Here is a 21,901-nt window from a genome sequence, read left to right as displayed (position 1 = left end):
TAACCCTTTCCCTACTCAGCCAGCCCCTTCTCCTTCAACCTGAGATAGCAGTCTCTCAGGACCTTTCTTACATCTCCCCTCCTCCTGCTTCCCCCAAGCTTTCTCGCAGCCCTCCTGATGCTGCCATATCTCAAAAAAGTCTCGAGAATCCTTCTTTCACTCTCACTCAGATCAAGGTGTTCAAGGCTTTTCCTGGCAATTTCTTCCAGATCTGAGCTGCCATAGTACATGTTATGGGGACTTACGGATTCTAAAGGCTCAAAATCGAATTCTATAACGTAAATCTCATCACCATAACCCAACTTCCTGATCTCGTTCAGCATTTCCTCAAGACTTCTAAAGCCGTCAAGCTTGGCCTCCCTTTCTGTTAATTCAGAGACTTTCTTTCGTCTGATAGATTTTATGTGAGCCTTTCCTATTATCTTCCCGCCACAGTGGACAAAAACATCGTCTCCCTCTTTTAAATTCGTCCAGTTTCTGATTGTAATTCTCTTCTTACCAGATAAAAGCTGATTGACATACTTCCTTCTGAATTCAAGGTGCTTCATCTCTCTCCTTCCCCTCCAGCCACTCAGCAATCTTCCTGTCATACTCAGAGGTGAAATAAAAGGCGTCTGCAGAGGGGGCGTCACCTTTACCCTTTAAAAAATCAATTAGCCTTTTAAAACTCTCCAGATCGTAAGCCACACCAATTCCGGCCTTGGCTGCCGCTCTGATCAGTGAAATGCCGCCAATGTCGATGTTTTCCCTGCATGGCCTTTCATCGAATCTGTAGGGAATCACAACGACGACGTCTATCTCACCGGAAAAGATCATCTCATAGATTCTCGGATGGAGGGTTTTAACCCATGCGTCCTCTTCAATACCCGTTATCTCGGAAAGTCTTCTGACCTCCACACCCCTCTCTTCAAGGTAATCTGCAGTTCCATCGGTGGCAAGTATTTCAAATCCCATTCTCTTCAGCTCCAAAACCGGTTGCTCCAGCCCTTCCTTTACACTTGACGAGACCAGAGCCTTCATCTCTCCACACCCACAACAATTCCGTCCTTCGTACTCACCACCTCAAATTCAACCACATCCCCAACTTTTTTGTCGCTCATCACCGCTACGCTTCTATTTCTCGAGACGCAGAGCTTCTCACCAACCAGCCTACCTTCAGCCATAATTCTCGCCCTTTCTCTTTCTCCCTTCTTAAACGGGCATGGGATTTTTCTCCTCCTCTCCATACCAAAGTCTTCCGGTTTCAGAATCAGCTTAATTCCGTACTCCCTCTCATATTCTTTAAGCCTTGCGTAAAACTCCCTGAATGGTATGCTCTTCCCTGCTTTCCTTCCAAACCTGTAGGGAATGTACTTCTGAATTCCGAGTGGCGGATACCTCTTCCCGGCCCCTATTTCGAGTGCAAATTCTATAATCCCTGGAATTTCTTTATCATTATACCCCGGAACCCAGACCGGTGCGATGAGTAGATCCATTTTGCTGTTCACAATCATCTCAGCCACTTCCATGACCTTCTCAACGTTATACGGCCCATGGAGCTTCTTCGCAACTTTTCCATCCAGCGAGCTTAATGACAGGTTTACTCTCGTAACATAATCCTCAATAGCCGATATTCTGCTTTCGTTGAGTAAAGTTCCATTTGTTTGCAGAGATATCACCTCCACTCCGTTAATCCTGCTCGCTCTCTCCACAAAATATTCAAAGTATGGATACAGCGTCGGCTCACCCTGGCCATCCAAATGCAGCTCCACACCACCACCTTTAAATTCAACAGCCTTCTCAATCTCTTCAAGCATGTAGTCAGGATCGACCAAGTAGTCGGTTTTCCTAGTTCTGCTCATCCTGCCTTCATCAACGCTGCAGAAAATACAATTCAGGTTGCAACCTGATATGCACCTTATTTGAAGCAAATTTGTTCCCCTATCAATTATGCCAAACGCTGAATGGCCGAGAAGCGGAATTCCACTTTCCTTTGTGACAAAAACAAGCTCCCGTCCGGTAACTCTGTTTAGAATCCTCTTTGTTTCGCAGTAAGATATTATATACTCCTTCGAGTATCTCCTCTCAAGCTTACGGTACACATTTTTCGGAATCCTTATCTCAACTATGTCTCTCAGGACGAATACTTTTTCGCTACCCTCTTCCCTTTCCCTTAACATCTCAAACCTTCAAGCTCTTAAGGGCTTTTTTGCCCTCTTCTGTTGCAGAATAAACTCCATCCTTTTCCGCTACAAAGCCGTCCTTCATGAGTTCGTCCAGAATACCGTTTACAAGATTTTCAGGTATTCTTGTAGACTTTACGATTTTTTCCTTTGAAAGCCCTTTCTTAACCAGAAGATTCATGATTTTAAGTTTGCTGGGATTTGATGCTATCGAACCGGCTTTCATGTTTTTTAGGTAACTCTGAAGGTATAAGGAGTTTGCCCACTAACACAATTGTAATTCCTCAAAAATAATTATCAAACAAAAAGATAAATTTAAGAAGGGTTCAGGATTACATCACTGTGTGTCGGAGATAGTAGAGGCCAGTGACGTGAGAAATACGGAACCAAGTGTAAAGGACGTGCTCAAGTTTATTGGCAGGAAGGGCATGAGCGACATACTCTACTGTCTCGAAAAAGAGCCGAAAAGATTTTCCCAGATAATGTTTGAAACCAAGCTAAATCCGAGTATTCTGGACAGGCATCTCAAGGTTCTGCTGAAATTTGGCCTTGTGGTAAAAGACGGGAACTTTTACAGACTCACCGAATCCGGTATCAGGGTTGTCGAAACGATTGATGAGCTTCTCGAAGTTTTTAGAAAGAATCTGGATTAGTGTTTCCGCCCGAATGTTTTCCACAGCTTTCGCATCTCAAACTCTGTGTTCTGTTTCAGTCGCTTTTTGATGGCAGATAGAAGGATTAACATTAACAGTCAGCCAGAATTTTCCTTCCATCTGAGATAATTGCAGTAAGGGCAGCCGAGATTCCAGTAACCCTTCTTCGTTCTGATTTTGACCTCTTTAATTCCGTGCTCTCTGCAAAGTTTTGAAGTGACGTAGAGGGTTCCGTTTTGAGGGAGAGGAAGTGTGAAGGTACAATCAGGATAGTTGCTGCAGCCGATAAATCTCTTTTTTGCCTTTGATTTTCTTAAAACAAGTTCTCCTTCGCATTCTGGACACTTTCCCAAAACCTTATCTTTCTTTATTCCCTCCTTCAGCTCTCTACTGAGCTTTCCGTAATCGATGGTATCGAGAATCTGCCTTAACATGTTCTTTGAGTCCTGAACGACCTCCAGTTCATTTTTCTTTCCTTCTGCAATCATGTCCATCTCTTCTTCAAGCTTTGCGGTCATATCGGGCAGTGTTATGGTCTCCGCAGTTTCTTTCAGGACGTTTATCACCGATAAGGCAGTTTCACTCGGCCTGAACGGGTTTCCGTGTATGTACCCTCTGCTCATCAGCTTCTGTATTATCTCATGCCTGGTTGACTTTGTTCCGAGATTCAGCCTTTCCATTGCCTTTATAAGGGACGATGCGGAAAATCGATGCGGAGGTTTTGTCTCCTTCTCTTCAAGCCTCTTTTTATGTATTTTCAGTATCTCACCTTTTTTAAGCAAGGGAAGGGACGTTTCCTCGACCTTAGAGTATATGTATATCTCTCTCCATCCCTTCTCGAGAAGGGTTCTGCCGTTTGCCACGAACCTGACGCCGTTGCTCTCCAGATCCGCTTTTCGTACATCCCAGACGGCTTTTGGAGCGAGTGTTGCCAGAAAACGCCTAACAACAAGCTCGTAAATTCTCCATTCGTCCTTTGAAAGCTCATTCTTTGAGGCCACACCCGTAGGATAGATGGGCGGATGGTCTTTCGTCTCCCTTCTGCCCCTTGACGGGATAATCTTCTCCTGTCTGAGAACCACGTCCGCCTCTGGAAAAACTGCAGCGAGAGATTTGACAATTCCGATAATATTAAGCGTTTTCGGATAAACAGTATTGTCTGTCCTCGGATAGCTGATGTAACCGTTCATATACAGTGTTTCTGCAATGGACATGGCCTTATGGGGAGACATGAACTTAGATGCTTCTCTGAGAAACTCAGTAGTGTTAAAGGGTATGGGTTTCGCCTCTTCAACTTTCCTCCTGCTGAAGGATTTTACCTCAGCCATTTCACCGATAGCTGAAAATACCTTTTCTGCCTCCTCTCTGTTGCTGTATCTCTCAGGATGCCTTGCAACAAAACCATCAAACTCGGCAAATATTTCATAGTACTTTTCAGGCTTGAAGCCCTGAATTTCAAGCTCTCGATCAACAATCAGTCTCAAAGTTGGTGTCTGCACCCTTCCAACACTCAGAAAGTCCTTTCCCATTCTTCCCGAATGGACCGAAACCAGCCTTGTCAGGGTTGCCCCCCATATCAGGTCTATCTTCTGCCTAGCCAGAGCAGCATTTGCAAGGTTGAAGTCCACGGTTACGGGTTTTGAAAAGGCTGCTTTAATCTCCTGCTCGGTTACGGCACTGTACTTCACCCTATCAACTTTAACGTTCGGATTTACCTTTTTAACCATCTCAAGAGCCTCAACACCTATGAGCTCACCCTCCCGGTCGTAGTCGGTGGCGATCGTTACTCTACTCGCATCTTTTGCAAGATCCTTCAGAATCGAAGATATCGTCTTCTCTTTAATTTTCCTGACAAATTTCACATCAAGCAGCTTTTCTAAAGGAGTTTTAGACCAGTTGTTTAGTTCTTTCGGGAAATCAAGCTCAACAATATGGCCCTTCAGACCCACGACGTAGGCATCGCCTGATGGGGAGTGGTAGTATGTGACTCTACCTTTTTTCAGCTTTTTAACATCTTTGAAAAGAATTGACGCAATTCTCCTGGCCGTATTGTCCTTCTCCGTTATAATCAGCCAGCTCATATCCAATCAAGGCTCCTCGACTTCAAATCTCTCCTCTTTTTCTCCATGAACTTTATAACTGTTGAGTGCTGTGCACCGTCAATAAGCATCATCAGCGCCTCTCTGGCAGCACCGACATTTTCCGCCTCCCCTATAATTGCAACGTATTTGTCCCGCACAGAAACGTTCACATTTAGCATATCTTCAATTTGCTTTCTCATTTTTCCTTCCTTTCCTATAATTCTGCCCTTTATTCTCCTCATGGAGTTATCGGAAACCATACTGGACAGGTCAATAACCTCCAGCACAAGAAAATCGTCATCAAGAAGTTTCAGAGCGACATCAGGTGAAAAGCCGTGCGCAATGGCGGTTACGACATCTCTGGCCTTCATGAAACCTATGGCATCACCACATTCAATCTTAACAGACCCGTACCTACCGCTTATCTTCAATTTGCATCCTGTCCTTTCTTCAATGAGTTTTCTTATCTCTCCTTCCTTCCCGATTAACACGCCAATTCTGTCCTCTGGAACCTCAATCTCGATAACGTTCATTCTAATCACCCTTTATCTCCCTTAAAATTTCATCAGCATCAGCCTTTACACCGAACTTGTTGAAAAACCTTACAATATTTCTAACGTCTCTCACGAGCCAGCTTTCAGCCATCGGGTGCCTGATAACCACAGCCTGTCCCATGTCTATGAAGTAAGTCCTATCCAGATACATGATGTTGTATTCGCTCAGATCTGCATGAACGAGCTCGGCATCAAGGTAAAGTCTCTTAAAGTTCTTCAGCACATCTTCGAAAATTGACTCAACATCCAGCTCCCTCAACTCCTTTCCAAGCTCGAAGAGGGTTGGTGCCGGCAGCTCGTCCTCGCCCACAAACTCCATGAGCAGAACGTTTTTCATGTATGTGTACGGTTCAGGCACACTCACCCCAGCATGCCTGGCCCTTTCAAGATTCCTAAATTCCTTCTCGGTCCATATGTAAACCTTCTCCTTAGGGGATATTCTGCGCATGTCAAACCTCTCATCACCAAAAAGATACTCATCCATCCTGTCGAATTCACTGGTTTCAATCCTGTAGATCTTTACAGCCATTGCAACCTCTTTTCCATTAAAAACCCCATCAGCATAGAACACATTTGCCTCTTTTCCCGTATTTACCACGCCCCCAAGGGCCGTGATGTATCCCCTGCTGGAGAGCTTGTACAGAACTTTCAACGTCCTGCCATCCAGTACTTCAGCATATATCTTTCTCTCCTCCTCATCTCTTTCCTTTATCTTAAGCTTATCAAGATAGGCATCAATTCTCCTTACCTCGCTGTCCTTCACACCCCAACCTCAACACAGTATTTTATAAATCTAATGTCCCCCCATCCAGTATGGTCAAATTCCGGATTCCATTCGACACCCTCAGGGGAGTTAGAAGAGTGGGCATACAGCTTCCAGATGGTCTGAAAAGACAGGCCTTTGAGATTGCCTCCATTCTTGAAAATAAGGGTTTTGACGTTATCATATCTGGCGAAACGAGTTTTGGCGCATGTGATGTTGATTTAAAGCTTCTTGAAGAGGTTGATGTCCTTCTCCACTTTGCTCACACTCAGATACTGCACATCGACAGGGTTGTTTACGTCCCCTACTTTATCGACTACAATCCGAAAATCGATATTGAGATACCTGAAAAAAAGGTTGCGCTCATATCCACTGCCCAATACGTTCACAGGCTTGATAAGGTAGCTGAATGGCTAGAAATGCAAGGTTACGAGGTAGAGATCGGAGAGGGGCGGGGTAGGGTGAAGTACAGAGGCCAGGTCCTTGGTTGCAATTACTCAGTCCTTAAGAACGGTCAGGCGGATGCTGTTTTATTTATAGGTGACGGGCTTTTCCACGCCATTGGAGCGGCAATGTACTCTGGAAAGAAGGTTTATGCCTTCAATCCACTGACCGGAGAACTTAGAGTAGTGTCTGCTCGTGATTTTGTGAAAAAAAGGTACTTCATCGTTTCAAAATGCGTTGGAGCGGAAAAAGCCGGAATAATAGTCTCCTCTAAACCGGGCCAGAAAAGGATTGAACTGGCCAAGAGGTTAAAATCTCTGGGCAGAGAAAAGGGACTGAAAGTTCATATCATCTACATGAACAATGTGATTGCTGAGGAACTTTACAATCTTCCCTATGAATTTTACGTCAACACAGCCTGCCCGAGAATAGCTTATGACGATGCTGGAAGGTTTGAAAAGCCAATCATCACTCCACAGGAATTTGAATTTTTAATCGGTCTGAGGGACAGCATCGAACTTGATGAGATATATGAATAATGTTAAATTCCTCTGCACCATACATGCCACGTGGATGATGCCGAGAAACTTATAGCAATGAACAAAGCATTTAAAATTCTGAGAGAAAGACAGAGGAGGAATCTTGAAAAGTATCCTGAAATCAAAGAGATTGCGAAAAAAATTAGGGTTGTACGGGAAAAAAGCGTTGGAAATGAGGAATTACTGGAAAAAACCGTGGAAAACCTAAAGAGAAGGGGTTTTACTGTCAAGAGAGCAGAGGATAGAGTTGAGGCTTTAAGTATCATTTCCGAACTTCTGGAGGGTGAAAAGGTTATTGTAAAATCAAAATCCAACCTTTCCAAGGAGATAGGTTTGAGAGAAGAACTTGAAAAGCTGGGTTTTGACGTTGTAGAAACCGATGTTGGAGACAGGCTTATACAGATTCTGAACGAGCATCCTTCACATCCGACCGGTCCAGCAGTTCATCTCTCAGTCAAATTGATTTCGGAGAAACTTTCAGAGTATTTCGGATTCCCGATACCTCCTGATGCAGGAAGAATCGTTGAGCTTCTAAGAGAGGATATTCAAAGGCATGTTAAAATTGCCAATGTTGGAATCACAGGTGCAAACGCCATCACCAAAGAGGGTGCAGCCGTTCTTCTCCATAACGAAGGGAACATCTTCGAAGTCATGCACAGACCCAAGCGATGGATAATTCTGGCAGGAATAGAAAAAGTGTACCCCTCTGTGGAGGACGCCATTATGGCCGCCAAACTCCAGAGTTTCTACGCAACAGGAGAAATACTGCCCTCATTCGTGGAGATCGTATCAGGAACTGCAAAGACTGCTGATATAGAGAAGAAACTTCTAAAATCTGGCTCTCCAGAGGAAGTTATCCTTATTTTGATCGATAACGGGAGGAGCAGGATCGCAAATTCAGAATTCAGAGAGGTTCTCTACTGCCTAGGCTGTGGAAACTGTGTTGCCAACTGCCCATCTCATTCGGTTCACGGAAAGAAGTTTACGGGTGGTAGATTTGCCCTGATTGATGCGTTATACGGTCGTAAAGACGTGCTAAAACTCTGCCTTTCATGTAGAAGATGCAAAAAGAACTGTCCTATGGAGATCGATATCCCCAAAATGATCAGTTCTCTTAGAGACGGTAATGAGATCGTCAACTTTTTGATTTCTCACGCTATCTGGCTCAACGAGAGGATTAAGCTCGAGATTCTCAAGTATTTACTTAAATGATTTTGATCGCTTCTTTCCAAACCCGGAAAAAGATTATTAACGTTCGCTCAGAATTGAGATATGTACGATGTTGCGATAATTGGTGGAGGGCCAGCAGGACTAACAGCAGCTCTTTACTCGGCAAGATATGGGCTTAAAACAGTATTCTTCGAGACGGTCGATCCGGTTTCACAGCTATCTCTGGCAGCCAAGATTGAGAACTATCCGGGTTTTGAGGGTAACGGCATGGAACTGCTGGAAAAAATGAAGGAACAGGCTGTAAACGCCGGAGCAGAGTGGAAGATGGAAAAGGTGGAAAAGGTGGAAAAAACTGGAGACACGTTTACGGTCATAACAGAGAGTGGCGAATACGAGGCGAGGTCGATTATTGTGGCTACAGGAGGAAAACACAGGGAGGCGGGTATTGAAGGTGAAAATGCATTCATAGGGAGGGGTGTGAGTTACTGCGCCACATGTGACGGAAACTTTTTCAGAGGAAAAAAGGTAATAGTGTACGGAAGCGGGAAAGAAGCAATTGAAGATGCGATATATCTGCACGATATAGGCTGCGAAGTTGTTGTAATCTCCAGAACACCATCCCTCAGAGCTGAGAAGGCACTGATCGATGAACTTGAAAAAAGACAGATTAAGGTGCTGACAAGTACCACGATAAGAAAAATAATCGGCCCGGGAAAGGTGGAAAAGGTCCTAGTTTACAGCAGAGAGGAAAAAGAAGAATACGAAATTGAAGCAGACGGGCTGTTTATCGCAATTGGCATGAGGCCAGCCACAGACGTGGTTGCAGAGCTTGGAGTTGAGAGAGATCACATGGGTTACATCAGGGTCGACAAAGAGCAGAGAACAAACATTAAAGGTGTTTTTGCTGCCGGTGACTGCTGCGACAATCCGCTAAAACAGGTTGTTACAGCGTGTGGAGATGGAGCTGTGGCCGCATCCTCAGCCTATCGTTACCTGACCGAAGGTCTCGATTTTTAATTTTCCACACTGAATTAGAGCCTGTGGTTCGAGACAATCTGTATCCTTTCCAGCCCACCCCTTCATTTCCTGTGGAACTTTCAAAATCACTCGACTAGCTGCAATACCGCCAAACAAGACACCATACAACCTAAATTACCGCAAAAAGTGGAAATATTTTTCCCTTCACTGATTTTCTCCATTTTCGGATTGCTTGCACCATCCACCAATGAAAAATCGGTAACGGGGTGGAGGAATCTTTAAGGATAATTCATTTCTGAAATTTCGGAAATGAATGCTCCACCCCCTTTGTTTCCTGTGGAGATATCAGATACTGCATTTCAGATCGTTTTTGTGAGAATGGATGAATTTCGGGCACTCTTTCTGCGTTATCTCTGGAGTTTTGCTGTTATTTTGAGATCAGGTGATTAAATGAGGTTCCAAGGACGGAAAACACTTCCGGGCTGAAGACAGGAGTACCAGTCATTACCTGTACGGGTAGTTTGCAGAGTCGTAAAACTTACCTGCAGGAGAAATCGATTTCCTGTAGGTGTCGAGAATGTGCCGAATTGAGTGAAATAAGCAGCAGGAAATTTGGAGTGAATGGATCAGCAGAGCTATACGTAAGAGCGGAAAAAGGACTCAGCGGAGATACTGGAAGAGATGGTAAAGATTAGCAATTCCTCATATTCCTCAACCTATATTTCAGGGACAATAATCATAATCTTTATATCTCATTCTAAGTCAGGTATGTTATGAGATGTGTTGTTTTGGGCTGCGGTACAGTTGGTTCCACCGCAGCAATGATTCTTGCAAAGTCGGGTATTTTTTCGGACATATACCTCGGGGATGCAAATATCGATGCTGCAAAAAGAGCTGCAAATATGTGCAATCTGGGCGACGAACACGTTTTCCAGTGCAATGCTTCGGATGTTGATGGTGTGGTGAAGCTGATAAGGGACTTTGACGTTGTTCTGAACTGTATCGGACCCTTCTACGAATACGGGCCAAAATTGCTGAAAGCGGCAATAAAAGCGGGAGTTAACTATGTTGACATCTGCGACGATTATGATGCCACAGTTGAACAGCTGAAAATGGATGAGGAAGCGAAGAGGATTGGTGTTAAGGCTGTAATCGGCATGGGCAGTTCACCCGGACTTGCAAATCTACTGGCCAAGTATGCTGCCCAGCAACTGCTGGATGAGGTTGAGGCAATAGACATCTACCATGCTCATGGCGGAGAGCCGACAGAAGGAGCTGCAGTTGTGAAACATCGCATTCACTCTATGGAAATGGATATTCCCGTGTTCCTAGATGGAGAATTCAGAACTGTCAAACTTTTTGAAGAAAGTGGCCGGGCTCTCGAAGAGGAGTTTGAGTTTCCGGTGATAGGAAAATATTGGGTCTATGCCTATCCGCATCCCGAGACCATAACACTCCCCAGATATATCAAAGTCAAGAGAGTGACAAACCTCGGCCTTGTCCTCCCACCTGAGTATGCTGAATTGATCAAAACTCTCGTCAGAATCGGCATGACCTCATCCCCTTCCCTTAAGATAGGAGATGTGGAAGTTGATCCCCTCGAGTTTGCAGTCGCATTCATTCTGCATAAGAGGGGAGAACTACTGAAAAAAGCCGGACTTACAGAGCCCGTAGGCTGCGTCACCGTCGCAGCAAGGGGAAAGAAGAATGGGAAGACTGTCAGGTACTATTTCTCCCTTGCCTCGAAAGGAATGGGTATGGGAGAGGGAACGGGGATCCCGGCAGCAATCGGAGCGTTGCTTATGGGGATGGGCAGAGTTAACGGTGAGGGTGTAATGCCGCCAGAAGCGTGCATTGACCCGATGGATGCCCTGCAGCTTGCACAGAGAATTCTACAGACGGTCGGTGTGGACAGGATCCCGCTAATAACAGAAATAGAGGACGAAGCTGGGAGAAGGGAAATTGACTACAGAGAGGTGTTTCCGCAACTGGGGTGATGTCATGCAGCTTGGAGTCAGGTTGAGATTTCAAAAGTTCGAACATCCCGAATCCAACCCCGAAGCTCTACCTGAAGGTATTGACCCGGAGGAATACATAATCGGAACGTACTACATGTCATTTCCGAAAGGTATGAATCCTTTTGAGATCACACAGGTTCTGGCTCTGGAACAAAGTACCGGAACGTGGCTACCTGTGCCGGGTGAGACACCGGAAGTCAGGAAGAAACACGTTGCTAAGGTAATCGGAGTGTACGAACTTCCGGACTACGAGATAATGGTTCCCCAAGAAGTTGACTGGAGAAACTATATCGTCCAAATTGCGTTCCCGTGGAGGAATATGGGTAGCAGGCTTTCAATGCTTTTCTCAACTGTTGTCGGCAACATCTCCATGGCTCCCAAGCTGAAACTGCTTGACCTTAGGTTCCCTGAAGCATTTGTGAAGGGTTTTGGAGGGCCAAAATTCGGTATTGAAGGTGTGAGGGGTGTACTGGGTGTTAAAAACAGGCCACTGTTGAATAACATGATCAAGCCTGACGTTTACTCTCCCCCCGATTTGGGGGCCAAGCTCGCATATGAAGTTGCGAGAGGTGGAGTGGATATAATCAAAGACGATGAACTGCTATCAAACCCTGATTTTAACACGATTGAGGAGAGGGTACCCAAATTCATGGAGGCAATAGATAAAGCCAACGAAGAAAAAGGTGAAAAGACGCTTTACGCTGTAAACGTAACTGCAGACTTGCCGGAGGTGCTGGAAAATGCGGAGAGGGCGATAGAGCTTGGGGCAAACTGTCTGCTTGTCAATTACCTCGCTACAGGGTTTCCGGTGCTGAGAGTTCTGGCTGAAGATGAGAGCATAAAGGTGCCTATTATGGCCCACATGGATGTTGCCGGAGCATTTTACGTTTCCCCCATCTCAGGAGTTAGAAGTACACTCATTCTGGGAAAACTCCCGAGACTTGCAGGTGCGGATATTGTTGTTTACCCTGCTCCCTACGGTAAAGCTCCAATGATGGAGGAGAAGTACATAGAAGTGGCAAAACAGCATAGGTATCCCTTCTACCATATCAAACCCTGCTTCCCGATGCCATCTGGAGGGATAGCCCCGATTATGGTGCCGAAGCTCGTCAACACTCTCGGGAAGGATGTTGTGGTTGCTGCGGGTGGAGGGATACATGCACATCCCGATGGGCCTGCTGCGGGAGCGAAAGCGTTCAGAGCGGCAATAGATGCAGCAATGCAGGGATATGCCGATCTAAGAAAGTATGCTGAGGAGAACAACATTCCAGAATTGCTTAAGGCTCTGCAGCTTTAATTTTTTAAATTTTATCTGGAAATGGTCCGGTGACAGGTGAGAATGCGATAGGTATGCTGAGGAGTTGAAGTGATGAAACAGGCATGCTCAGATTGAGGTTTGTAAGACTAAGTCGATTATAGAGGGGGGCAGAAAGTGCAAAAATCAGCTGAGATGTCTCAGAATCATATCCATCAACCGAGATGTTGTGTAATATGTGTGATGAGTTCTCGTCTCCTTTTTAGCCTTAGTCTTTCTATTCTTTCTCTTGATTATCTTGCTCTTACACTCCGAAATCAAACCCGCATCTTCTAATCTTCTGATTGCCTCTTTAACGTCGTTTTTATCTGCAGATACCAGTTTCGCAAGCATTCCTGCATGCTCACATCCGGATCTGTAGAGAATTGTCAGGAGAGTGAAGGCAAAACTAAATCCAGATATTTCAGAGAAGTATTTTTCAAGACTGTTTTTAAGGTCCCTGAGAATGTGGCTGCCATCTCTCGTGAGAGTGTAGTAGGTATGGTGCTTGTGAACTTCGTAACTCAGCTTGAACTTTGCCTCACTCCTTTTTATTGCCGAACCTGTCACCTTCTGGACGAGGCCAGCTTTTTCCAATTCGTTTAACCTCTTCTCAATTTCTTTTTGAGGTACTGCCACCATTTTGGATATGGACTTTGCGTAGTCCACTTTCGCTCTGTGAAGGTGAGCAAGTATGTAGAGACATACCGGATCCATATCAAATTTTTACTCTGCAGTAAGTTTACTTTTACTGAATCCGGGCAAGATAAAACCCGGCGGATAAAATATAAAACAGACAAAGAACAATAGTGATACATGGAACTCAAAAAGATCGTTGAAGCCATCTTGTTCTCATCGTCAGAACCCGTAAAGCTAACAGAACTCTCCAAAATTACCGGAAAAGATAAGGATGAGGTTTTGAATGCTGTAAACATGCTGATTGAGGAGTATTCAAGTAGGGACACTTCAGTTGAGGTTATAAAGGTCGGCGACAGCTATCTGATGCGTATAAAACCACAGTACGCTGACTACGTTGAGAAGTTCACGGTTAGAGAATTCGACAGAGGGACTTTGAGGACTCTGGCGGTGATTGCGGTAAAACAACCCATCACACTCGCTAAGGTGGCAAGAATCAGAGGCAACAAATGCTATGATCACGTGAAAAAGCTTGTGGAAAGGGGACTTGTTAAGGCTGAGAAAAAGGGCAGATCAACAATTCTGACGACTACAGAAGAATTTGCCATTTACTTCGGCCTTGAGTCAAGTGATCCGGAAAAAATTAAAGAGGCTTTGAGAAAATACTTTGAGGGTGATGAGAAACCTTAGCTGAGCACATGCGATGATGAGGGGTATACGGTCTGATTTCTCATATTTGAAGCTTTTAGAACCCCACAAACCATGGATTCTGTTTATTTTGGCTATTTGTAGACAATGTAGATCTTCGAAATTCCCGTTACGTTTAACCATCCTTTGGAATCCACTGTGAATTCATCGTATCTGCCCCCTGAATACACCTCTCCATCGTGCTTCGGTGCCACCGGTATTAAACCGAGAAAACTATCCAAACCAGATTCCATATAGACGCTCATCCTGACTTTGGTGGCGTTTTCTTCGTACTCCACAAATATAGGGATTGTTAAATTAACTGTTTTTTCGTAGTATCTTCCTACCCTCTCATCTTTTGTAATCAACCTGTTTAAGGTGGGTTGCAGTTCTACATTGAAGAGATCCAAGGGCCAAGGATGATCGAAGAGAACCCCGACACTTCTATCAATCCTCCTAACCTCTACCTTCCACATTTTTCCGTACTTGGTTTCGACGACCGATATGTTGTATTTCTTGACAGATCCTGAAGATAAATCCAAATGCCGAACTTCGAGAAGTTTACCTTGGTATGTATTACACGGGAAAGACCAGCGTAAAGTTGTCTAAACGATCGTCTGATTTTATATCTATCCTTATGTACGACGCAAGATCGGTAAATTGTTCGACGAATGGGACGACGACAAGTAAAAACAGAGCCGTTATAACAATTACAGAAAAAAATAAATAAAACACCCTATCTCCACTCATCAGGAACCCTCATGTATTGTTCTCAAAATACTCAATTAGACCCTTTGTATATCCCGCCATCTTTTTGACTAGGAACTGGGCTGTTTGCTTCAGTTTTGCTTCATCCTTCACGTATGGCACTGGAGCGTTGTATATCCAGTACACCCCTATGGCTGAGTCTAGATCGTCTTTGTGCCAGTAAGACATTGTTGCTAACGTTTTAACAGCCTCTTCTGGATCTGTTACAGTTATTTTTGGTGCATTGTAGGCAATGTTACTTAGACTCCAGTCTACCCACTTATCGCGTACAAGAAGTTCATAGAAATCATGTCTTGCTTTATTTTCCAAGGGGTTTCCGGTTTGCGTGGTAGGGATTACCGACATCCGTCATGTAATGAGAAGCTTTTCCTAAATCCAGATATGCATCTAAATAATTGCCATTCCGAGCGTAATTGATTGCACTTTCTACCTTTTCATTGCATGATCTTGGAGCTCTGCCAAATGTAACTACTGGGTCGTATATATGATTGCACAATCTGTCAGGACATCCGGGTGGCCACCAATCTGAATCCTCCTCATCTGGAAGTTTAGAACCAAGTTTAAATCTCGACAAACTCTCTCCATTTAAGCCCATATACTTTCCAACCTCTTCTGCGATGAGCATATGTGTAGACTGGGCATATTTTACTCCACCATCATCATCCATGTGCAGCCAGTTTTCCCAGATAGTTCTCACCAAGATTGGTGTTAGAACTTTTTCCGGTTTTACAGTGTTTTCAGACCCTCCAGCCATAACCGGCAAACACTATTCCTGCCATCTTTTTCATTACAACACCTCCATGACATTAGCTAATACAGATTAAGATACTTAAATTTTTCTTTCTGTTGAATAAAAATACAAACCAAATTTAGTTATCAAAAACTTTTGCTTAGATGTTCTCAAGTCTTTCATATCCAAAATTGAACTTTGTTTTGAGAATTGCAATATCTTAGCTCCAGAAAAATTGCAATCGAGTGAATTTACTTGAAATTTCCCGTCAACACAAACACCACCTCTCTCAACCAACTGTAACAGAATGAACAGCGGGATTTGGATTATCGAGATGACCGCAAAAACTCACCTCACTCATCCCACTCTCTAATCTCCACATCCCCATAGAACTCCTCTTGATTGATTAAAACTTTCCTCCTAAACGCCAGATGAAGTATTGAAACGTAGTAGTCAACAAGCATCGAAACATCCCATCCCCTGACGAGAGAGAAGAGGGTGACAGCTTTCCTCTTCCTCAGTATATCAAAAACTTCCCTCTCAACCCTTGCGATCATCTCCTCCAAACTCTCCTCATGCGGAACTCTCAGGGCAACATCGATGTTTACATCCTGTTTTTGAGCTCTTCTCCTCCTTCTCCTCCTCTTCTCAACTTCCTCAGCCCTTCTCAATTCGTCGATCAGGTCTCTCAGAGTTGTTATCTTCCTAACTCTTCTCCTCTGGGATGCCAGAACTTCAAGAATTGTGTCCTCAAATTCTCCCTCATACTCAAATTCATACTCCGGAAACTCCAGCGGCTCATCGATGAAGTAGAACTCGTCAAACTCTTCCTCTTCCTCGCCTCCAAGAGCTTCAAGTGTTATAGCCTCGGCTTTCATCCTCACAAGAATTGCTGCATAAAGCAGAACTCTCCCCGAAACTCTCAGATCCAGCTTTTTTGCTGTTTCAAGCCTTTTCAAAAATCTGTCGGTAACATCGACTACATTGATGTTCCAAGGGTCGATCTCCCCCCTTTTAGCCATTTCAATGAGAATCTCTATCGGATCCTCAAACTCCCGGTTCAATTCGACGTTTTCAGCTTTATCCCCGTCACTAACGATACGTTATCCCTCCCGAGAGTTATTCCGACTATCGCATCCGCATTTTCGAGCATCGGTTTTCTGAGCGAGACCACTATGAACTGTGCCTCCTTCGATCTCTTCTTTATCATTTTCGCCACCCTACCGACATTGACGCCGTCAAGAAACATGTCCACCTCATCGAAGGCGTAAAACGGAGCGGGCTTGTACATCTGAATTGCGAAAATTAATGCTAAGGCAACCAAACTCTTCTCTCCCCCGCTCATAGATTCAAGCTTTTGAACCGGCTTGTTGTTCGGCTTAACCTTAATGTAAAGACCGCTGTTGAATGGATCGTCACTATCCAGATATAGCTCCCCCTCTCCGTTCGCCAGTTCCCGTATTATTTCGGCAAAATTCCTGTTTATGGCTGTAAATACCTCGAAAAATATCTCCCTTTTCATCTTCTCGTATTTGTCGATCCTGTTTAGGATATCCTCCCTCTCCTTTTCGAGAACGATCTTCTTCTCAACCAGCTCGTCTCTTCTGGCCTTTACCTCCTCAAACTCCTGGATAGCCTTTAAATTAACATCGCCAAACGTTGAAAGTTCCTTATCGATTTCGTCAAGAACCTTCCTTACCTCCTCAGCCGGTGGCAGGTTGTCAGGGACCTCAACCTCGCCTATTTCGAGCATCTCATCCTCCAGACTTGCAAGCCTCTCCTTCTGAAGCTTTATCCTGTCCTCAAGTCTTTGCAGCTCGAACCCAATCCTGTTTTTCTCGTCCTCAAGCTCCCTTAGCTTCTTAAGTAGCTCATCTCTCTCTTTTCTCAATTCTTTCAGCTCCTTGCTCAGCTCTTTCTCCTCTTTTCTCAGCGTCTCAAGCTCGGCGTTTATCTCGGCAACTCTTTTCCTGCCATCTTCAACGAGCTTTTGAATCTCAACCTGCCTCTCCTTAAGCTCCTCCACGTAAACCTGTTTTTCGTTCAGGGAACTCTCAAGCTGATTCCTCTTGAACTCGAGACTCTCTATCTTCTTTTCGATTGACAGAAGGATCTCTCTGTTTCTCTGATACTCCTCCTTTACGTTCTCAAGCTCCTCAACGATTTTCGGTATCTCACTTCCCTTCAACTTTTTCTCAATTTCCTGAATTTCCGTCTCTAGAACCTTTATTTCCCCTTCAATATTCTTTAGAGAATCGTTGTACTCTTTAAGCAGGCCGATACTCCTTTCTTTTTCCTCCAGCCTCTCATCAACCTTTGCTTTCAGCTCTTCAATCCTTTTCCTGCTATCATCTATTTTTTCATTCAAAACGTTCATGGCACTCCTCAGTTCGCCAATTAACCCATTCAACCTGTCCACTTCTTCTCTGTACTGCCTCCTCAAACTCTCGGCTCTGTTAAGCTCCGAGAACAGTTTCTCCTTTTCCTTCTGCAGTTCGTAAATTCTGTCAGAAAGCTCTCTTTCCTTCTCCATCAACTCTCTCGAAACAAGAACACTCCTTCTCTCACTGCTTCCACCAGACATCAGCCCTGACTTCTCCACGATGTCTCCATCCAGGGTTACCAGTCTGTAGCCTCTGTCCATCAGCCTTCGTGCAGTTTCGATCGTGTCGACCACAACTGTATCTCTGAGTATAAACCTGAAAACGGGCTGGAACTTCTTCTCACATCTGACGAGATTTACGGCATAATCAATAACTCCCTCCTCTTTTAGGATTGATCTGTCAAACCTCAAATCAAATTTCTTGATTTTTTTGAGTGGAATGAAGGTGGCTCTGCCACCTCTAACAGATTTGAGGTACTTTATTGCAGTAACAGCGTCATCTTCCGTCTCAACAACGATGAACTGCAAAGCATTGCCGGCTGCAGCCTCGATCGCATTTACAAACTCCTCGTCGACCTCACCGAGCTGTGCAACCGTTCCAAAGATGCCCGGAAGTTCTCGTCTATTCCGTGCTTCGAGCAAAAGCTCGACAGGCTTTGAGTATGTTCTCAGAGTAGAGAGTTTGGCCCTAACTTTGGCCAGTTCCACCTCTGTCCTTTTAAGTTCCTCTTCAACGTCAGAAATCCTTGATCTCAGACTGAAAAGATCCTTATCTGCTGAACTGAGCCTGTTTTTTGCAATTTCAAGCTCTTTCATGAGCTTACCAACTTCTGTATGCTTCGAATCTCTTTCCTTCTCAAGCTCTCCTGTTCTAAGTTCCAGAGTTTCTGTTTCCTTCTTTATGTCTTCAATCTCAATATCAATCCTTCTTAACAACTCAATCAGCCTGTCTCTTTCTCTCAAAACGTCGCTTCTCTTTTCCTTCAAAACGTCAAGTCTTTCCTTTTTCTCAACAAGCTGATCCCTGAGGTCCTTGTATTCCTTATCAACGATCTCCAGCCTTTCTTTCAGCTTGTTTATTTTATTGCTGAGGCTATCAACAATCTCTCCGATATGTATCCTCTTTATGGCATTCTCCTCAAGTTCAGAGTCAATAGAATCAATCTCCTCTCTAACTTTGGAAATTTCCCCAAGATTTTTGACAATATCATCGTCAATCCTTTTACTCTCCTCAAGATAAAAACTCTCTGACCTCTTTATTGTTTCAAGCTCCGAACTCAGCTCGAGTATTCTTGATTGGATCTCGGCCGATCTTTCATCTCCGAGTTCCGAAATTTTACCAGCAAGCTCGCTTATTTTCTCATTTACCTCAGATATGGATGCGTTTATTTCGGGTATTCTGGATGTAAGAGAATCTTTCTGCTTCTCAAGCTTCTCTAACTCTCTCTCAATTTTCTCCTTTCCCGATAGAACTGTAAGGTATTCATGTACTCTCAAATATTTCTCATACTGCTCTTTTCTGCTCAGCACTTCCTTGTATCGCAGGGCCTCGTTCCTGTCTCTTTCCAGAGATTTTAGCCGATCGTTGACTTCAGCAATCACAGCATCGAGCTTTTCTATACTTTCTCGTACTCTCTCAAGCTCATCAAAAGCTTTTTCTTTCTTTTCGTCAAATTCCGAGATTCCGGCTACATCGTCAATAATTTTCCTTCTCTGGAAAGGCGACATCTCGATAATTCTCGTAACATCTCCCTGCATCACAACGTTGTAAGCATCATTGTAGATTCCAAACTGAGAGAGGAAGGTGTGAATGTCAGAAAGGCTCACACTCTTTCCGTTGAGGTAGTAGTAGCTGTAGTATCCTTTTTCCGTAATTTTGACCTTTCTTGAAATTTCGTACTTAGCTCCGTTTTCTGCAAACAGGATCGTTACTTCAGCTTCTTTTCTTCCATTGTGTACAAGGTCCGTAAGTCTTTCAGCCCTTAACTGCTTTGTGGAGGTTGACAGGCCGAGACAGAATAGAATGGAATCAATAACGTTGGATTTTCCACTGCCATTGGGACCGGTGATAACTGTAAATCCCCTGTAAAAAGGAATTTCTGCTTTTTTTCCGAACGATTTGAAATTTTTTAAGATTATTTTTTCGATGTGCATTTCAGTCGCAAATAATTATCTCATCATCATCTTCCTTTACTTGTTTTTTCTCAGTGTCTATAAATTCGACTTTCTTTTGAGCTCTGCTCTCCTCACCTGTCAAATCTCTTTCATCCTCCACCGAGAAAACTACCTCTTCACTGTACTTTTGAGGCTCTTTTCTTGTCTCAGCCTCTTTTTTCTCTATTAATTCTCTCAACTCTCCTTTGACATACGTAAGTTCGGTAATGACACTTTCTACAGCTCTCCTCAATTCCACCATTTTGGATTCGAGTTCTGAAATCTTCTGATTAACGTCTGGCATTCTTGATTCAAGCTCTGATATAATCTCTCTTTTGATTCTCTCGATATCTTCGATGTTCATTCTCCTCAACTCCGCTAACTCTCTCTCTTTTTCCGCAAGCTTCCTCTCAAGCCTCTCAATAAGCAAGTCTCTTTCTGACATTTTATAAAAGAAATGGTTAAAGTCATTAATAAGCTTTTTCCTTAATTGTCTCTCTTAGCTTTGGTTCATCTGTAATTGTGAAGTATAGAACTGTTACACCGGATATGACAGTAATATACACAAAATTAATTAAATTCTTTGCATTAAATTTGAACTTTACATGCTGGGCGGTGAAAGGTTTACGAAACTGCAGCTTGTGATCAATCTCAAAATAACAGCAAAACTCCAGAGATAACGCAGAAAGAGTGCCCGAAATTCATCCATTCTCACAAAAACGATCTGAAATGCAGTATCTGATATCTCCACAGGAAACAAAGGGGGTGGAGCATTCATTTCCGAAATTTCAGAAATGAATTATCCTTAAAGATTCCTCCACCCCGTTACCGATTTTTCATTGGTGGATGGTGCAAGCAATCCGAAAATGGAGAAAATCAGTGAAGGGAAAAATATTTCCACTTTTTGCGGTAATTTAGGTTGTATGGTGGCTTGTTTGGCGGTATTACAGCTAATCGAGTGATTTTGAAAGTTCCACAGGAAATGAAGGGGGCGGGATAAGTTTTTTGTAATTCACGTGTATTACGAATATGAAGCTGATATCCCTCAGGCTTGATGAGAAAATTGTGGATCGGATTGATGAAATCGGAAGAAAGACTCTGATGTCGCGATCGGAGGTTATAAGGAACGCAATTGCCATGTACATATCGCTGCTTGAAAACATCGGTTTTTACTTCAAACCATCTCTTCCTGTAAAAAATGTAGATGTGTATACTGAAAGAAACGCAGTTTATGTTGATATGGGCAATCTGACTTCTATTGCGTCAATGGCAGTTACATACGCTGGTGTTGGTGAAAAGGAACTCGATGAAAGGGAAAGTCTTGAAGTTGTTGCGGAAGTGATGGCCAGCCAGCTTTTTGTTGAAGCAACCTGTCGCTTTGTGGAACCTCTGGCGGTGATGATCCTCACGGGCAATGAACTTGATTACTCTGTAAGGTTTCAGCATGCATTCAGGAAGGCATTTGAGAAACGGGTTAAGGCTAAAAAAATTCTTCTTGCCAGTGTAGAAGAAGTATTTAGCTCAAATTATAGTTTCTTTGCAGCAAATCTTATCGGGTTGAGGGATATGAGTGTTAGAAATGAGCCACAAAGAGGCGATAGCATATTTTTGTGGGGAAAGCTAATGAAAGCGAAAATCATTATTGAAAATCTCCCCGATCCGGATGAATTGAGGAGACTTGCAAACCTGGTTAGGGTAGGAGAGGTAAGTGCGATATTTCCGATTAAAAGTGGAGGCGTCAGGGATGCGGCGAACTTTGCAGCATCGCTTGCAGGAGGGAGGGCAGAAGTTACCGTCGACGGAAGCTGTCCAGCTTCGGCGGTAATATTGTGTTCAAACAGTGATTTAAGCAAGTATGGGTGTGTTAAGGTTGGGGAAATCATCTGA

Annotated in this window: 22 protein-coding genes; 8 read left to right on the top strand and 14 right to left on the bottom strand. The window is 43.8% G+C overall.

Annotated features, from left to right (window positions below):
• Nucleotides 1-11: 11 nt before the first annotated feature.
• From JFQ59_RS01780 to JFQ59_RS01765, 4 genes are read right to left on the bottom strand one after another with little or no spacing between them, the layout of a single operon-like run.
• Nucleotides 12-548 (bottom strand): ASCH domain-containing protein, encoded by a 537-nt coding sequence (locus JFQ59_RS01780; RefSeq protein ID WP_202318695.1) that lies wholly within the window; start codon nucleotides 546-548, stop codon nucleotides 12-14.
• Nucleotides 535-1,020 carry a phosphoribosylaminoimidazolecarboxamide formyltransferase gene (locus JFQ59_RS01775; protein ID WP_202318694.1) on the bottom strand — a complete coding sequence of 162 codons (486 nt, stop codon included), beginning with the start codon at nucleotides 1,018-1,020 and terminating at the stop codon, nucleotides 535-537. Before JFQ59_RS01775 ends, JFQ59_RS01780 begins: the two co-directional genes overlap by 14 nt.
• The gene (locus JFQ59_RS01770; protein WP_202318693.1) at nucleotides 1,017-2,159 is read right to left on the bottom strand and encodes a radical SAM protein; all 1,143 of its coding nucleotides are present in this window, start codon (nucleotides 2,157-2,159) and stop codon (nucleotides 1,017-1,019) included. Before JFQ59_RS01770 ends, JFQ59_RS01775 begins: the two co-directional genes overlap by 4 nt.
• Before the next feature lies 1 nt (nucleotide 2,160).
• Nucleotides 2,161-2,388: a winged helix-turn-helix domain-containing protein gene (locus tag JFQ59_RS01765; RefSeq protein ID WP_202318692.1), complete on the bottom strand. Its 228-nt coding sequence runs from the start codon at nucleotides 2,386-2,388 to the stop codon at nucleotides 2,161-2,163.
• A gap of 118 nt (nucleotides 2,389-2,506) precedes the next feature.
• Between JFQ59_RS01765 and JFQ59_RS01760 the strand changes: the two genes are divergently transcribed.
• Nucleotides 2,507-2,815 carry a helix-turn-helix domain-containing protein gene (locus tag JFQ59_RS01760; protein ID WP_330999821.1) on the top strand — a complete coding sequence of 103 codons (309 nt, stop codon included), beginning with the start codon at nucleotides 2,507-2,509 and terminating at the stop codon, nucleotides 2,813-2,815.
• A 98-nt stretch (nucleotides 2,816-2,913) separates the two neighbouring features.
• On the opposite strand, the gene JFQ59_RS01755 is transcribed toward JFQ59_RS01760, so the two are convergent.
• From JFQ59_RS01755 to JFQ59_RS01745, 3 genes are read right to left on the bottom strand one after another with little or no spacing between them, the layout of a single operon-like run.
• Nucleotides 2,914-4,896 (bottom strand): DNA topoisomerase I, encoded by a 1,983-nt coding sequence (locus tag JFQ59_RS01755; RefSeq protein WP_230972203.1) that lies wholly within the window; start codon nucleotides 4,894-4,896, stop codon nucleotides 2,914-2,916.
• Nucleotides 4,893-5,429: a KH domain-containing protein gene (locus tag JFQ59_RS01750; protein WP_202318690.1), complete on the bottom strand. Its 537-nt coding sequence runs from the start codon at nucleotides 5,427-5,429 to the stop codon at nucleotides 4,893-4,895. The genes JFQ59_RS01755 and JFQ59_RS01750 overlap by 4 nt, the downstream gene beginning before the upstream one ends.
• Nucleotide 5,430: 1 nt before the next feature.
• Nucleotides 5,431-6,213, bottom strand: coding sequence for a serine protein kinase RIO (locus JFQ59_RS01745; protein WP_202318689.1), 783 nt, complete (start codon nucleotides 6,211-6,213; stop codon nucleotides 5,431-5,433).
• A 50-nt stretch (nucleotides 6,214-6,263) separates the two neighbouring features.
• Between JFQ59_RS01745 and dph2 the strand changes: the two genes are divergently transcribed.
• The 5 genes from dph2 (at nucleotide 6,264) to JFQ59_RS01720 (ending at nucleotide 12,659) form a co-directional block, all read left to right on the top strand.
• Entirely contained in the window at nucleotides 6,264-7,196 is a 933-nt protein-coding gene (gene dph2, locus JFQ59_RS01740; protein WP_202318688.1) for a diphthamide biosynthesis enzyme Dph2, read from the top strand.
• A gap of 30 nt (nucleotides 7,197-7,226) precedes the next feature.
• Nucleotides 7,227-8,408: an LUD domain-containing protein gene (locus JFQ59_RS01735; RefSeq protein ID WP_202318687.1), complete on the top strand. Its 1,182-nt coding sequence runs from the start codon at nucleotides 7,227-7,229 to the stop codon at nucleotides 8,406-8,408.
• A gap of 60 nt (nucleotides 8,409-8,468) precedes the next feature.
• Nucleotides 8,469-9,383 carry a thioredoxin-disulfide reductase gene (gene trxB, locus JFQ59_RS01730; RefSeq protein WP_202318686.1) on the top strand — a complete coding sequence of 305 codons (915 nt, stop codon included), beginning with the start codon at nucleotides 8,469-8,471 and terminating at the stop codon, nucleotides 9,381-9,383.
• A gap of 734 nt (nucleotides 9,384-10,117) precedes the next feature.
• A complete protein-coding gene (locus JFQ59_RS01725; RefSeq protein WP_202318685.1) occupies nucleotides 10,118-11,341 on the top strand; it encodes a saccharopine dehydrogenase family protein in 1,224 nt (407 codons plus the stop codon).
• A gap of 4 nt (nucleotides 11,342-11,345) precedes the next feature.
• A complete protein-coding gene (locus JFQ59_RS01720) occupies nucleotides 11,346-12,659 on the top strand; it encodes a RuBisCO large subunit C-terminal-like domain-containing protein (RefSeq protein WP_202318684.1) in 1,314 nt (437 codons plus the stop codon).
• A gap of 144 nt (nucleotides 12,660-12,803) precedes the next feature.
• On the opposite strand, the gene JFQ59_RS01715 is transcribed toward JFQ59_RS01720, so the two are convergent.
• Nucleotides 12,804-13,373, bottom strand: coding sequence for a DUF2250 domain-containing protein (locus tag JFQ59_RS01715; RefSeq protein WP_202318683.1), 570 nt, complete (start codon nucleotides 13,371-13,373; stop codon nucleotides 12,804-12,806).
• Between the two features lie 99 nt (nucleotides 13,374-13,472).
• Here JFQ59_RS01715 and scpB point away from each other — a divergent pair, with 99 nt between their 5' ends.
• Nucleotides 13,473-13,982, top strand: coding sequence for an SMC-Scp complex subunit ScpB (gene scpB / locus JFQ59_RS01710; protein WP_202318682.1), 510 nt, complete (start codon nucleotides 13,473-13,475; stop codon nucleotides 13,980-13,982).
• A gap of 92 nt (nucleotides 13,983-14,074) precedes the next feature.
• Here scpB and JFQ59_RS01705 read toward each other — a convergent pair whose 3' ends face one another.
• The 6 genes from JFQ59_RS01705 to JFQ59_RS01680 all read right to left on the bottom strand — a co-directional run bounded on the left by JFQ59_RS01705 (nucleotide 14,075) and on the right by JFQ59_RS01680 (nucleotide 20,459).
• On the bottom strand, nucleotides 14,075-14,521 hold the full coding sequence (locus JFQ59_RS01705) for a hypothetical protein (protein WP_202318681.1): 447 nt from the start codon (nucleotides 14,519-14,521) through the stop codon (nucleotides 14,075-14,077).
• Nucleotides 14,522-14,738: 217 nt separating this feature from the next.
• On the bottom strand, nucleotides 14,739-15,056 hold the full coding sequence (locus JFQ59_RS01700; RefSeq protein ID WP_202318680.1) for a hypothetical protein: 318 nt from the start codon (nucleotides 15,054-15,056) through the stop codon (nucleotides 14,739-14,741).
• Complete coding sequence (locus JFQ59_RS01695) at nucleotides 15,046-15,414, bottom strand: phospholipase C/P1 nuclease family protein (protein WP_202318679.1); 369 nt, start codon at nucleotides 15,412-15,414, stop codon at nucleotides 15,046-15,048. The genes JFQ59_RS01700 and JFQ59_RS01695 overlap by 11 nt, the downstream gene beginning before the upstream one ends.
• Nucleotides 15,415-15,830: 416 nt before the next feature.
• Nucleotides 15,831-16,541, bottom strand: a complete 711-nt coding sequence (locus JFQ59_RS01690; RefSeq protein WP_230972202.1) for a segregation/condensation protein A — start codon at nucleotides 16,539-16,541, stop codon at nucleotides 15,831-15,833.
• Complete coding sequence (smc, locus tag JFQ59_RS01685; protein WP_202318678.1) at nucleotides 16,538-20,014, bottom strand: chromosome segregation protein SMC; 3,477 nt, start codon at nucleotides 20,012-20,014, stop codon at nucleotides 16,538-16,540. The genes JFQ59_RS01690 and smc overlap by 4 nt, the downstream gene beginning before the upstream one ends.
• Nucleotide 20,015: 1 nt before the next feature.
• Nucleotides 20,016-20,459 carry a hypothetical protein gene (locus JFQ59_RS01680; RefSeq protein WP_230972201.1) on the bottom strand — a complete coding sequence of 148 codons (444 nt, stop codon included), beginning with the start codon at nucleotides 20,457-20,459 and terminating at the stop codon, nucleotides 20,016-20,018.
• Nucleotides 20,460-21,043: 584 nt separating this feature from the next.
• On the opposite strand from JFQ59_RS01680, the gene JFQ59_RS01675 reads away from it, so the two are divergent.
• Nucleotides 21,044-21,901: a ribbon-helix-helix domain-containing protein gene (locus JFQ59_RS01675; RefSeq protein ID WP_202318676.1), complete on the top strand. Its 858-nt coding sequence runs from the start codon at nucleotides 21,044-21,046 to the stop codon at nucleotides 21,899-21,901.

The organism is Archaeoglobus neptunius, assembly GCF_016757965.1.
Lineage (GTDB): Archaea > Halobacteriota > Archaeoglobi > Archaeoglobales > Archaeoglobaceae > Archaeoglobus > Archaeoglobus neptunius.
This window is presented reverse-complemented; position numbering and strand designations above follow the sequence as displayed.